Origin of the sequence: Amphritea atlantica (assembly GCA_024397875.1) — a bacterium.
GTDB classification, from domain to species: domain Bacteria; phylum Pseudomonadota; class Gammaproteobacteria; order Pseudomonadales; family Balneatricaceae; genus Amphritea; species Amphritea atlantica_B.
In genome coordinates, this window is record CP073344.1 from 3334271 (window position 1) to 3348231 (window position 13961).

A 13961-nucleotide genomic window follows, 5' to 3' on the forward strand; every position below is an offset into this window, starting at 1 on the left:
CAATTGCTCTGCGTAAGTATGGTATTACTGCCCAGGGTTATTACTCAAAGTGCTATGAAAAAACCAAATAAATCTGCCAACCTTGACTGGTCTTCTGAAGCCCCTTTATCAACAAAGTTCAATGACATCTACTTCTCCATCGAAAACGGTCTCGCTGAAACCACCCACGTATTTCTCGACAGCAATGCGCTAAGCGACCGTTTCAAGACAACAGAGTCACTCACTATCGCCGAAACCGGCTTCGGTACCGGGCTTAATTTCCTGACGGCCTGGGCGTTGTTTAATGAACAGGCACCAGCTTCAGCAAAGCTACACTTCATCAGTGTCGAAAAGTATCCGATTGCACCTGATGATCTGACCAAAGCACTCGCGTTATGGCCTGAACTCAACGAGCTGTCTGAACAACTGATTGCTCAATATCCAAGTAACGTTCCGGGTTTTCACCGTCTATGTTTCGATAACGGCCGGGTGACCCTGACGCTAATGCTCGGTGATGCGGTTGAATGCTATCGCCAGCTGGATGCACAAGTCGACGCCTGGTTTCTGGATGGCTTTTCCCCCGCTAAAAATCCTGACATGTGGAGTCCGGCTTTATTTAAACAGGTCGCCAGACTCAGCAAGCCAGGCACAACATTCGCGACCTTTACCTCTGCGGGCATTGTAAAGCGCGGGCTGAGAGCAGTGGGGTTTCAGGTCAAGAGAACGGATGGTTTTGGCCCAAAATGGGATATGTTAACCGGTTGTTTTACCGCAGAAGCGTCAACGAAAGATACCGCACTCATGGAAGAAACGAAGCCTATGGAAGAAACAGCACCCATGGAAGAGACGGCACCAACATTGTCGCCCGCCTGGTTCCAGCTACCCCACAAGCATACCGGTGACAGATCGGCGCTGATTATCGGTGCCGGAATAGCCGGATGTTCCACTGCATACTCTTTGGCTAAGCGAGGCTGGAAAGTAACCCTTGTGGATAAAAACACCAGGATTGCCGCCGAAGGGTCGGGGAATCGTCAGGGGGCGCTGTATGCCAAACTCCCAGTGGAACCGATACCCGCCAGTCGCTTTCACCTTTCCGGCTTTCTCTACAGCAGCAACTTTCTTACACAGAATCTGGCAGATCACGCAGATATCTGGTCACCCTGCGGCTTGTTACAGCTGGCGGCCAGTGATAAAGAACTGGCTAAACAACAAAAACTGGTAAAGTCCGGCAACTACCCCGACTCGGTGGTTCGGTTTGCAGACCAGTGTAAAGCTTCAGCGATTGCAGGAACGCCGCTCAGTAATAGCGGTCTGTTCTTTCCCGATGCCGGTTGGGTTACGCCCCCTTTACTGTGTCAGTGGTTAGCTGACCAGCCAAATATCACCGTGGTCACTGATACTGAGATAACCCGACTCGAACGTGACGACAACCACTGGAAGGGCTACACCCGAAACAATCAAATACTGACCGCATCGGTTGCCGTCATCGCATCGGCAGCTGACAGCAGATTGTTTGAACAGCTTAACCATCTGCCTGTACAGACTATTCGTGGCCAGGTCTCTCTCACCAATGCTGTGAACGATGCGCCACAACTGAAAACGGTTCTCTGTAGCGAAGGTTATATCTCTCCTGCCAAAGAGGGACGTCTCTGTTTTGGTGCGACCTTTGACCTTAGAGATGACGCAACGGATATTCGTGATTCGGGCCACCAGCATAATCTTGCTAAAGTGTCTGATATGGCACCGGAACTTGGTGACTCGCTGTCCCAGTACCACACTGAAAAAGGGCTTGATGGCCGGGTTGGATTCCGCTGCGCATCACCGGACAAACTGCCAATCATTGGTCCGGTGCCTGTGTATGAGTCTTTTCTCAATGACTATGCGCGGTTACGCCATGATGCCAAGACTGTCATTGACACTCCACCGCATCATTTCCCCGGTTTATTCGCAAATCTTGCACATGGATCAAAAGGCCTTATCAGTGGTCCAATAAGTGGAGAGATTATCGCTTCGATGCTTGATAACGAGCCTTTACCACTGGAAAAAGAGCTGGTTGATAAGCTGAGTCCTGCACGATTCATCATCAAGAATCTGATCAGACGGGCGATATAGTATCTATCGTTTTTCAGGGTAGTAATAAACAGTTATGGCATTGGTAATTTACGATCAGGGTTATCGTATCCAGACACCGGTAAAGTCAATATTCCCCCCCCGCGGAGTAGAGCAGCTGAGTGCGACTGCCCGTACAGCAGAAGTAGGTGGCGAAAAGGACCATGAAAAGAATCATGCAGATCAGATTCTGCACCATGAATCCGGGCCTCAGGTAAAGGGAAACGCCCGCAAAGCCGCATCTATCTACAGTCAGACCGGCGGCAGCAGTACCGCTCAGGAGCAACCACGCTCCTATATTCCTGCATCGCTGATTATGTCGCATCCGGTTCAGTCGGTATTACAGGGCAGCAAAATACAATCGGCTTTGTACAAGATGAAGCAGTTTGGTATCAGCCACCTTCTGGTACTCTCTGGCGCCGGAAGGCTGATGGGAATTGTTACAGAAAAACTCTTGCTGCAGTACCTGAGCTCTCACGGAGCCCAGCCACACAGTATTGAAGACACCATCGAACAATGCTATTCAAAGCAGGTGATTACCGCCACGCCGGATACTAATATTCGCCAACTGGCGGTCAGCTGCGTCGAACATCACCTGAGCTGTATTCCTATCGTTCAGGATAACGGCAGCCTGTTGGGGATTATTACCCGAACGGATCTGCTGCAGTCACTGATCAATAACGAATGGCTGGACAGTCGATAAGTCTGCTTCAGTTTTTAAACCTGCCATTTCGATGAGGCAGAGCATTGTTGTTTTCATTGATCTGAATACTGTCATCCCGACCGCCGAACAGTCTGGCCAGAAACGCAAATACCTTTTTTACACCACGCCAGATCTTTGGCAGCAACCAGATCACCAGCGCGATAAAAAGCACCAGCGCTATCAGAAAAGCCACAGGATAGTTCAGTGCGGCCCATAAGCCACCAAATACGGCCAGGTCTTCTGTTACTGAGGCGGTCCAGTTGGTCACCGGTTCCGGGGAGGTATTAATCATCACCCGCCCGCCCGCTTTAAGGGCGTGGCTGGTAGCGGATAACGACCCACCGACCAGGGCGGCAGCGACAATAACCGCTTCATTCATATCACCCACCGCACCGGCAGCCAGTGCGGCGCCAGCGGGAATCCGGATAAAGGTATGCAGGGTATCCCAGCCGGTATCAACGCCGGGAATTTTATCGGCAAAAAACTCTACGCAGTACATAAACCCGGCAGCCATCAGCACCATCGGATCGGCAACTACTTCCAATCCGGCCGGCAGTTGCAGATTCCCCATATTGGCCATCAGACCCAGCATCAGGACCGTTGCATAGAGGTTGATGCCGCTGGCCCAGCCAACCCCCATAGTCAGCGCAATCAGCGCTGTAATCTGTTCCAACTGATCCATAATGAGACCTCTGACAACTATAAACTGTTACGGGCAACTATATTGCACTGTCCTGTACTCTGGCTGAACAGTACCACTGCTTCCCCCTGTCTCAGTTTAGCTCTAACCTGCTCTATTCGCGTATCAGTGGTTGTTTCATTAAAGCCATAGTCAGTACCGTCACGGGTGACAAACTCCTTTATCAGGCTTGTGAGCGTGTCGGGCTGCAGTTGTTCCCAGGGGATAATCATCGCTCACCAGGGCCAGCGAAAGAAGCTATCTGCCCTTTCCCGGATACGGGGGCAGTTTTTCAGGTCTTGTCGGTACTGCTGCGCGCGCTGATCCACCGCGTCAGCCTGACGAATCAATTGCGGGTCGGGGCGATACTCCAGGCGATGCAGTCCGCCATGACCAATTCTCGAAGCGATATACAGTTTGCCTGCCTGATTCATATTCAGATCGTTGCGCTGGCTGGCCATCTGTGCGTGCCAGCCGAGAAAATCCACGGCAGTGGTGATATCGGAAACGGCGCCGGCCCAGTTTTCACTCGCCACGCGATACTCTTCCCAGTCCGAATTAACCGGCACGATGTACGCGCTTGCCTCAGTACCGACCGGCATATTCAGCTCCGCCAGTGCGATATGCAACGGCAAACCCCAGCGACTTTCAGTGGCAACAGCCGCATCGAGCCAGTCATTATTCTCGTACAGTCCAAGACAAAACTGGTTATCTGGTTTTACAAATCGCTCTGGCACGACCTGAGCAATATCACTACACCCCTGCAGCACCATAGCACTTAACAAACATACCGGTATTGATCTGTAAAATGTCGATCTGCGCATCTGTCTGATACTCTTAGCCGTTATATTTCGCCAATAAAGCCAGTAACTGAGGTTCATCCATAACCGGAATATTCAGTTCTTCAGCTTTCTCTAGTTTAGACCCGGCACCCGGGCCTGCCACTACACAATCAGTTTTCTTAGAAACACTGCCTGCGACCTTTGCACCCAGTGCCAACAGCTGTTTTTTCGCTTCGGTCCGGGGCATCTGCTCCAGTGACCCGGTCAATACCCAGGTCTGACCGGTCAGTGGTTGAGCATCCTGATCGACTTCAACATCCTGCCAGTGAACACCGGCATCACGAAGTGCCTGTATCACTTCACGGTTATGCACCTGATGAAAAAAGCTGACGATATATTGTGCCACGACCGGGCCGATATCCGGAGCCGTCTGCAGTGTTTCTTCGCTGGCCTCCATAACCGCTTCGAGCGAGCCAAAATAAACAGCCAGGGTTCTCGCAGTCGCTTCACCGACCTCCCGGATTCCCAGCGCATAGATAAAATGCGCCAGCTCTGTTGCTTTGCTTTTTTCAATGCTCTGCAACAATTTAGTCGCTGACTTGTCTCCCATCCGCTCCATACTGGCCAGCTGTAGATGGTGTAACCGATAGAGGTCTGCCGGACTATGCACCAGCTCTTTCTCTACCAGCCCGTCGATCAGTTTCTCACCCAGCCCGTCAATATCCATCGCCTTTCGGGATACATAGTGTTTCAGCGCTTCTTTGCGCTGAGCTGCGCAGCTCAGACCGCCTGAGCAACGGGCAACCGCTTCGCTCTCAACGCGAATAATTTCGGAGTCACATACCGGGCAGCACTCTGGCAGGCTGACAGGCTGAGTATCTTCGGGACGCCGTTCAGTCACCACTGAAACTACCTGAGGAATCACATCACCGGCCCGGCGGATAATAACGCTATCCCCCGCCCTGACATCCAGTCGCTTAACCTCATCCATATTATGCAGGGTTGCATTACTCACGGTAACGCCGCCGACAAATACCGGTTCCAACCGGGCAACCGGCGTGATCGCTCCGGTTCGCCCCACCTGAAACTCAATAGCCTTGACCAGCGTAATCTCTTCCTGCGCCGGAAACTTATGGGCAATCGCCCAGCGTGGCGCCCTTGAGACAAATCCTAACTGCCGTTGCAGTTCGATATCGTTAACCTTAAATACGATGCCATCGATCTCATAAGCAAGCTGATCACGCTTCGCTGAGAGCTTATCAAAATATTCAAGGCAACCTTCTGCGCCCTCGACAACCGCCATCTCCGCATTGATTTTCAGTCCCCAGGTTGCCAGCCGGTGTAAAATAGCGGCATGGCTATCCGGCAGTTCACCACCACTGACAACACCCACAGAATAGCAGCACATCTCCAGTGACCGCTGCGCAGTAATCTTAGGGTCCAGCTGTCGCAGGCTTCCGGCAGCCGCATTGCGGGGGTTAACAAAAGGCTTATCACCCCGTTTAAGCGCCTGTTCATTCAGTCGTTCAAAGCTTTTACGCGGCATATAGATCTCACCGCGCACTTCAAGCCTTTCGGGATAATCCGCCCCCATCAGACGCAGCGGGATGGAGTTTATGGTACGCACATTCAGCGTAATATCTTCTCCAGTGCTGCCATCGCCCCGGGTTGCCCCTCTGACTAAGACACCATTTTCATACAACAGACTGATGGCGATACCGTCCAGTTTCGGTTCACAGGCAAACTCAATGGTGACTTCATCACCAAGCTTGAGCCGGTCACGCAGCCGTTTTTCAAAGCTGCGCATATCGTCGGCTGAAAATGCGTTATCCAGCGATAACATCGGCATCTCATGACGCACCTGAGTAAAGGCGGCCAGAGGCTCGGCACCGACTCGCTGTGTTGGCGAGTCTGCTGTTATAAGTTCCGGGTTTTCCTCTTCCAGTTTTTTAAGCTGATGAAACAAACGATCATATTCTGCATCCGGCACCTCAGGATCATCAAGAACATAGTATTGATAGTTGTAGTGACGCAGTTGATCGCGCAACTGCTCAAGCAGCTGCGTAATGGAAATATCAGATTTCATTGGCTTTTATCTGGAACTGTCAGGCGGTTGTGGTTTTTTTCAGTTTACGCATTTCAAACGTGCGGATGCGCTCGCGGTAGTGCTCTTTGGTCTGATCCCGCATGGTAGAACGGTTCTCATCCAATAATACGCCGTGCAGGTTTTTGGCCACGGCAACAGCGGTTGCCAGCATGCACTCGTAAGCATTCATCACATCGCGGGGCTCTTCCATTGACATAAAGAAGGTGACCCCCCGGGTTTCCATATTATCCATGGTATCGATATCAAAATAGCCCGGTTCAAGCGCGTTGGTCATACTGAACTGGATTGCGCCCTGATCGATACCATCTTCATAGCGATGGAAGATTTTCATATCGCCATAGCGCATACCGCACGCCAGCAGAATTTGCAGCAGACTACGACCGGAAAAGCTTTCTCCCCCCTCTGCTGCCACCACTGAGATGACCAATACTTTATCGGCTTCAGGAATCTTCTGCAGTGACTGTCCCTTAATGCCGATAGCGCTGTCAGATGTTTCCGCTTTTTCTACAGGTTTTTCTGCAGCTTTTTCTGATGACGGGCTTGCCGGCTCATCAACAAAGAAACCATCAGCAAGGTCGCCCGGTTCATCCCGGGTGGCAGAAAAATGTTCTGGCTCGATTTCTGGCTCCGGTTTCTGCTCAGCCCGGGCTTGTTTAAGCTCGGACTGTTCAAGCCCGGATCGTTCAGAAGGGGATTGCGATGCAGTTGCAGGCTCATCAATCAGTGAAAAAATAGATTCCTGATGTTCCGGCAGATCCATCGCGGCCTGTTGCAGCTGATTGTTATCTTCGCGTACCGGGCGCATCAGTTCACTCACCGGGCGGGTATAGTCAAACCCATGATCATCTTCATCGTCATCACTTTCAGACACGCTGTCGGTTCGAAACCCCTCAGGCAGTGAGTCGATCAGGTCATCATCTTCAGCAGAGTATGCCGCCTCTGGCTGAGCTGTTGCATATTCAGGTGCAGAGTCTGACTCATCCTCATCGACGGGAAACAGCTCTACCGTTTCAGGTTCGGAGTCTTCAGGTTCCGCGTCTTCAGTTTCAATGGTGTCAGCGTCAGTGCTGTCAAATTCATGTATATCAGGTTCATCACTCTCAGATTCAGAGCTTTCAGGCTCAGCGCCGGAACGGTATTCGACTGACGCTTCGTCCTCTTCTGCAGCGATCTCAGGCTGATCAGCAATATGCTTCACAACAGGAATCATCGCCTCATCAACAGACGCCTCTTCCGGAATGACAACCGGGGGTTGCGGTTCCTCTTGTTCAGAGAGAGGGGCCGGGTCGGCCACCCGAACCACACGCACAGCAGAGACCCCTTCATCCATCTCATCAAACGAAGGACCATCATGGTGTGGAGGAAAACTGTCAGATGACGCGAAAAGAGGATCATGCTCATCCTCTGAAAAAGTCGGGCTTATATGCTCTGATTTCTGCTCAACCGACTTTTTCTTCCAGGAAGGTTTTGTAAAACTCCGGGAAGACCCAGGCACTTGCGGAACGGTACCGGAACCGGACGTGACCGGCTCTTGAGCAGTCTGATATTTAGAAAGCGGTTTGTCCAGGCCAGGCTCTTCGGCAACCAGGTTAGCCGTTCTGGGCAATGAAAGATCCAGTTCATCATTACCAAACACAGGCTCACGACGGGCATCAGTAGCACTATCAGTCGTCCCAGCCGCCCGGCCAACAACCCTTGCTCCACCACCGGGCAGTTCAGGGTTGAATGATTCTTCGGGCACATCCGGAATATCGCTGAACGACTTATCAATTTTCATCTTCAGCCGGTTACCGCTACCCCGCATCCGGCGCCAGCCATCCAACACAATCAGGAGAACAACTATCGCGCCACCGATAATCAGCCATTCGCGTAATCCTAATTCCATTGCCAGATATTACCCTTATTTGAATTTATTGTCGGTGACAGACTCTCTATTGTCCTGAATTTGATCAATCATTCAACTATATGATCAATAGACAGCTCTAATATATCAACTTGGCCATGAACAGCAACAGGAGAAATGGTTCCGCTCAGGTCTCCGGGTTCCGGTGTAGGTTGTCCCGAAGCGGATATACGCGCAACAATCTCAACCGTTTCAGCAGCAGAAAGCTTCGCTTGCGGACTCATAGACAAACTATCATCCAGAACGACTTTGATGGGCAGGTCCGCTACGGTAACCCGTTTTGCCGCCAGAGGCATTCGTCCACCCACCGGGCGGGCAAAGATAAACACGGCCATATCCGGTGTTACACGACTCTGCAGTTCAGCGCTCAGGCTGACCGACAGTTCCAGTTTCACCTCAGCAAGCTCAGGCAGGTCGGGAACACTTTCTCCTGCTGCAATCAGTTTATCCCGGGCAGAGGTGATGCCGGATTTCAGCGAATCAGCCTGCTCGACACTGGCATTGGTCAACGCTTTACGCCAGAATTCCATCGCCGCCCGATAGTCCTCCGACTCGTAAGACTCGATCCCCAGCAGACCCAGTGCAGTCACGTCAAAGGGATCAATCGACAGGGTTTTATCAACCTCACTGCGAATCTGCAGGTTCATTTTACCGCTATTTGCAAAGAACAGTGCCTGTGCATACTGTCCATTCACACCGGCATACTGAGGAGCATCCTCAGGCAGGTATTTCAACGCCTGAGCGTAACTATCTGCAGCCGCAGTATAGTTCTGCATGCTCATAAAGGTGTTAGCCAGTAAGTACCAACCTTCCGGATTTTCCGGTTCCTCGTTGAGACGTTCCTGCAATGCAGTCACAGCTTCTTCAACGGTCGGTTGGCGCCCATCAAACGGGTCCGCGGGCCGGTTCATCGCCACGGCCAGATCTCCGGAACGGCCATATTCACTATAGATCGCCAGTCCCATTGCGGGGATCAGCGCCGCCAGCAGAAATGCCGTAATGATCGCCTGCCGGGTAACGTGCAAAGGCTTACCCGAAGAGGCAACTGTGTCATCCACATCCTGAAGCAGGTTACGCTCCAGCTCAAGCTTCAGAGAATCATAGTTGTCCTGATCAAGGTTGCCTGCAGCCTGCTCAGCGTCGAGTTCAGCAAGACGTTCCTGATAGATAGAGATATTCAGCTCACGTCGATCAACATCAGGCTGAATATCGTTTTCAATCTGGCGCCCCTGATAAACCGGAACTAAAACAAATGCCACCGCAAGAAGTGATAGCAGTGCAATTCCTAACCATAACGCCGTCATTTATTCTGTTCCTGTTTCAATAACTGATCGAGCCGTTGTTTCTCTGCATCACTTAAACGACTGTCTGGTTTACCCGGTTCAGCTTTCTTTCGCTTACCACTCACCAACAACACCACGACAACACCGATCAACAGTAACGCGGCCGGTCCAAACCAAAGCAGATAAGTATGTTCTGACATCCTGGGACGATACAACACAAACTCACCGTAACGGGTCACCATAAAATCGATCACCTGCTCATCATCGGCTCCCTCTTCCAGCATCCGGTGCAGCTCATTACGCAGATCCTTGGCGATAGGCGAATTAGAGTCAGCAATATTCTGGTTCTGGCATTTTGGACAACGCAGCTCAGTGGACAGTGCCTGAAAACGCTCCCGGGTCTCATCGTCTTTAAACTGGTAGGTATCAATCGCCGCACTGACTAAACTGCTGAAGCTGAGCAGAACCACCAGGCAAATATGACGGATCATCAGTTCACCTCCATCTGGTGCATTTTCTGGCGCAACTCACTCCAGACCCGCTCATCGATCGCTCCGACATGCTTGTAACGAATGATTCCCTGTGCATCCAGCAGGAAAGTTTCCGGTGCGCCATACACGCCCAGGTTCAGGCCCAGCTTGCCTTCCGGATCATAAATATTCAGGGCGTAAGGGTTCAGATATTTATCCAGCCAGATTCTGGCCTTGTCGCGGTCATCCTTATAATTCACTCCGTAGATGACGATTCCTTCATCCCGGGCCATGCGATTCAGTTGCGCATGCTCCTGTTTACAGGTCGGACACCAGGTCGCCCATACGTTAAGCAACGCCGGACGACCTTTCAGGTCAGCCGCAGTGACCGTTTGCTGCTCATCAAGAAGCGCTGACAGACTGAACTCCGGTACCGGCTTATTGAGCAGCGGGGAAGGAATGCTCTCGGTGTCTTTTCCGATACCATTCCAGAGAAATAACCCCAGAGCAACAAACAGAACCAGAGGCAAAATAACAATTATTCGACGCATCATCATACCTATCGAAACACTTAATCAGGCGACTGCCCGGGCAGCATCCCGCCGGGCCTGTTTACGGTAGCGGGGGTCGGTAGCCGCCAGTAACCCACCAGCGGTCATCAGTAAGCCGCCCAGCCAGAGCCAGCGAACAAAGGGTTTATGCTGTATCCGCACAGCCCAGGCGCCGTTCTCCAGCGGCTCACCCAACGCAACATACAGATCACGGAATAGCCCCGGATCGATATCGGCTTCGGTCATGACATTACCCCGGGCCGGGTAGAAACGCTTTTCCGGACGCAGTTCGCCATACAGCTCGCCCTTATAACTGACACGAATGATACCCATATCCGAGCTGTAGTTCGGCCCCTGCTTCTTCTGCGCGCCGAGAAACTCAAACTGGTATTCACTGAAACTAAGCACATCACCGGGCGCCATCCGCAGATCACGTTCTTCATTATAAGTGCTGACCATCAGCGCCCCAACGACAGTCACCGCAATACCCGTATGCGCCAGAATCATGCCAAAGTAGCTTCGGGACATACCCGATACAGCCGCTTTAAGGTTGCTCCGGCCAGCGACTTTTTTCCAGAAATCTCTGATACTGCTGAATACCACCCAGAACACCAGTGACATCACCCCGGCTACGGTCAGATTAAACACCTCCGCGTAAAAAGACTGAACCAGCAGACCGGCAATCACACTGAGCAGTGCTGGCAACCACAGCTGCTTCAACAGGAAAACCACTGAGGTTTCCCGCCAGCGTGCAGCCACGCCAATACCCAGGGCTCCCAGAATCAACAACATCAATGGAATAAAGAGTGAATTAAAATAAGGAGGACCTACTGAGATTTTACCCCAGCCCATCGCATCAACGATCAGCGGATAGATGGTTCCCAGCAGTACCATCATGGCGGAAACCACCAGCAGAATATTATTCAACAGCAGTAAAGATTCCCGTGACAACAGAGCAAAACTGGATTCGCTCTTCACATTGCCCGCTTTAACCGCATATAGGATCAGAGAGCCACCAATCGTGATCACCAGTAACGCCAGGATAAAATACCCCCGATCCGGATCAGACGCGAACGCATGCACCGATGTCAGCACCCCGGATCGTACCAGGAAGGTTCCCAGCAGGCTGAGGGAGAAGGCAAAGATAGCCAGCAATACGGTCCAGCTTTTAAACACGCCGCGTTTTTCAGTCACCGCCAGTGAGTGCACCAGCGCGGTACCCACCAACCATGGCATAAATGATGCGTTTTCAACCGGATCCCAGAACCACCAGCCGCCCCAGCCAAGCTCGTAATACGCCCACCAGCTGCCCAATAAGATTCCCAGTGTCAGAAAGGCCCAGGCAATATTGGTCCACGGACGGGACCAGCGCGCCCAGGCGGAGTCAAGACGTCCGGTCAGCAGCGCCGCAATCGCAAATGCAAAGGCAACCGAGAAGCCTACATAGCCCATATACAGCATCGGCGGATGGATAATCAGGCCGATATCCTGCAGTAGCGGATTAAGATCGCCGCCCTCCGCTGGAAACTGAGGCAGGTGACGATCAAACGGACTCGATGTCATCAGGGTAAAGAGGGTGAAGCCCACCCCAACAATACCCATTACCGCTAACACACGGGAGACAATTTCCACTGGCAGATTCTGGCTTTTAAACGCAACAGCTACTGTCCAGCCACTCAGAATCACAACCCACAGCAGCAATGATCCTTCATGCCCCCCCCAGATCGCACTTATCTTGTAATACCAGGGTAATAACGTATTCGAGTTGGTAGCAACATAGGCGACAGAAAAGTCGTCCACAACAAAGGCGTAGCCCAGACAGGTGATACTGATCGCCAGAAAGAAGAACGTCCCCACCGCCAGCGGCCGGGCATAGTTCATTAGCAATGTATTGCCAACAGACGCCCCTACCATCGGCACTACAGCAAGCAACAAAGACATACAGAGCGCCAGAATCAGCGCATATTGACCCAGTTCAGGAATCATAATTACTCGGCTCCCGTCGCGCGCATCTGTTCAGGCATCTTCCCCGCCTTTTTAAGCGCTTCAGCAACTTCCGGAGGCATATAGTTTTCATCATGTTTGGCCAGCACTTCAACCGCCTCAAACACCCCTTCACTGTTCATCTCACCCTGTGCAACAATTCCCTGCCCCTCACGAAACAGGTCAGGCAGAATACCGGTAAAAGTCACTGTCACCTGATTGGCATAATCGGTCATATCAAACGTCACCTGCAGACTCTGAGGGTCACGCTTTACGCTGCCTTCAACCACCATACCACCGGCTCTGATACGGGTGCCTTCCGGCGCTTTATGCTCAACGATATCGGTCGGCGAGTAAAACAGATTAATATTCTGGTTCAGCGCATACATGGCCAGCCCTACTGCAACGGAGGCACCAAAAATGATAAAAAGTACGATAATCAGTCGCTGTTTACGTTTCGGATTCATTAGCGCTGTTTCTCCCTGCGAAGGCGGCGGGCCTGTTCACTAAAGATCTGACGCTTTTGCATCAGGGGGTTAACAATATTCATAACAATCACAATCAGTGCGATGGCATAACTCAGCCATACATAGAGGCCATGACCACCCATATCGATAAAGTCTGCAAACGATTCAAAACTCAAGTTAATACCCTCAACCAGTAATCAGATCGCGCACCCAGCTGCTGCGACGCTCACGCTGGATAATTTCATTACGCAACCGCAGCATCATTACCACAGCAAAGAAACAGTAAAAACCGATCGCCATCACCAGTAAAGGCACCCACATCTCTACAGGCATCGCCGGGCGTTCGGTCAGTGTAAAGGTGGCGGGCTGATGCAGTGTATTCCACCAATCCACCGAATATTTGATAATCGGGATATTCACCAGGCCAACCAGTGCAAGCACCGCGGTAGACTGAGCGGCAGTCCGCTCACTCTCGATAGCAGAGTTCAGCGCAATAATCCCCAGGTAGAGAAAAAACAGAATCAGCATAGAGGTCAGACGGGCATCCCATACCCACCATGCCCCCCAGGTAGGTTTGCCCCAAATAGCTCCGGTCGCCAGTGATAATACAGCGATAGATGCACCGATCGGAGCACAGCATTTCGCTACCATATCGGCAACTTTCATCTTCCAGATCAGACCGATCGCACCTGCAACCGCCATCAGCATATAACATGACTGTGCCAGGATAGAGGACGGCACATGAATATAGATAATCCGGAAACTATTGCCCTGCTGGTAATCAGCAGGGGCAAAAACAAGCGCCCAGACAGTACCTGTCACTAACAGCAGTACTGCAGCCACGGCAAAGAAAGGTAGTAATTTACCGGTAATTTCATAACACCAGCGGGGAGAAGCCAGTTGATAAAACCAACGTGGCATCCACTTCTTATCAGCCATATTTCA

The 13961-nt window shown here is 51.6% G+C and carries 14 protein-coding genes; 2 read left to right on the top strand and 12 right to left on the bottom strand.

Annotated features, from left to right (window positions below; translation table 11 throughout):
- The first annotated feature begins 54 nt into the window (after positions 1–54).
- Positions 55–2091 (top strand): bifunctional tRNA (5-methylaminomethyl-2-thiouridine)(34)-methyltransferase MnmD/FAD-dependent 5-carboxymethylaminomethyl-2-thiouridine(34) oxidoreductase MnmC, encoded by a 2037-nt coding sequence (gene mnmC / locus KDX31_15410; GenBank protein UTW02721.1) that lies wholly within the window; start codon positions 55–57, stop codon positions 2089–2091.
- Between the two features lie 34 nt (positions 2092–2125).
- Positions 2126–2791: a CBS domain-containing protein gene (locus KDX31_15415; GenBank protein ID UTW02722.1), complete on the top strand. Its 666-nt coding sequence runs from the start codon at positions 2126–2128 to the stop codon at positions 2789–2791.
- Positions 2792–2798: 7 nt separating this feature from the next.
- Here the strand turns inward: KDX31_15415 and KDX31_15420 are convergent, their stop codons facing one another.
- The 12 genes from KDX31_15420 to KDX31_15475 form a co-directional block, all read right to left on the bottom strand.
- Positions 2799–3473 carry a DUF4126 domain-containing protein gene (locus KDX31_15420; protein ID UTW02723.1) on the bottom strand — a complete coding sequence of 225 codons (675 nt, stop codon included), beginning with the start codon at positions 3471–3473 and terminating at the stop codon, positions 2799–2801.
- Positions 3474–3490: 17 nt separating this feature from the next.
- A complete protein-coding gene (locus KDX31_15425; GenBank protein UTW02724.1) occupies positions 3491–3703 on the bottom strand; it encodes a YheU family protein in 213 nt (70 codons plus the stop codon).
- A 3-nt stretch (positions 3704–3706) separates the two neighbouring features.
- Entirely contained in the window at positions 3707–4294 is a 588-nt protein-coding gene (locus KDX31_15430) for a hypothetical protein (GenBank protein ID UTW02725.1), read from the bottom strand.
- Positions 4295–4307: 13 nt separating this feature from the next.
- Positions 4308–6338 (bottom strand): NAD-dependent DNA ligase LigA, encoded by a 2031-nt coding sequence (gene ligA / locus KDX31_15435; GenBank protein UTW02726.1) that lies wholly within the window; start codon positions 6336–6338, stop codon positions 4308–4310.
- 19 nt (positions 6339–6357) lie between these two features.
- Positions 6358–8244: a cell division protein ZipA gene (zipA, locus tag KDX31_15440; GenBank protein ID UTW02727.1), complete on the bottom strand. Its 1887-nt coding sequence runs from the start codon at positions 8242–8244 to the stop codon at positions 6358–6360.
- 68 nt (positions 8245–8312) lie between these two features.
- Positions 8313–9566 carry a c-type cytochrome biogenesis protein CcmI gene (gene ccmI / locus KDX31_15445; protein UTW02728.1) on the bottom strand — a complete coding sequence of 418 codons (1254 nt, stop codon included), beginning with the start codon at positions 9564–9566 and terminating at the stop codon, positions 8313–8315.
- Positions 9563–10036, bottom strand: coding sequence for a cytochrome c-type biogenesis protein CcmH (locus KDX31_15450; GenBank protein ID UTW02729.1), 474 nt, complete (start codon positions 10034–10036; stop codon positions 9563–9565). Before KDX31_15450 ends, ccmI begins: the two co-directional genes overlap by 4 nt.
- Positions 10036–10566 carry a DsbE family thiol:disulfide interchange protein gene (locus KDX31_15455; protein ID UTW02730.1) on the bottom strand — a complete coding sequence of 177 codons (531 nt, stop codon included), beginning with the start codon at positions 10564–10566 and terminating at the stop codon, positions 10036–10038. Before KDX31_15455 ends, KDX31_15450 begins: the two co-directional genes overlap by 1 nt.
- Before the next feature lie 24 nt (positions 10567–10590).
- On the bottom strand, positions 10591–12552 hold the full coding sequence (locus KDX31_15460) for a heme lyase CcmF/NrfE family subunit (protein ID UTW02731.1): 1962 nt from the start codon (positions 12550–12552) through the stop codon (positions 10591–10593).
- Between the two features lie 2 nt (positions 12553–12554).
- Positions 12555–13016 (bottom strand): cytochrome c maturation protein CcmE, encoded by a 462-nt coding sequence (gene ccmE, locus KDX31_15465; protein ID UTW02732.1) that lies wholly within the window; start codon positions 13014–13016, stop codon positions 12555–12557.
- Positions 13016–13192: a heme exporter protein CcmD gene (ccmD, locus tag KDX31_15470; GenBank protein UTW02733.1), complete on the bottom strand. Its 177-nt coding sequence runs from the start codon at positions 13190–13192 to the stop codon at positions 13016–13018. The genes ccmE and ccmD overlap by 1 nt, the downstream gene beginning before the upstream one ends.
- A gap of 10 nt (positions 13193–13202) precedes the next feature.
- On the bottom strand, positions 13203–13955 hold the full coding sequence (locus KDX31_15475) for a heme ABC transporter permease (protein ID UTW02734.1): 753 nt from the start codon (positions 13953–13955) through the stop codon (positions 13203–13205).
- Between the last annotated feature and the right edge of the window lie 6 nt (positions 13956–13961).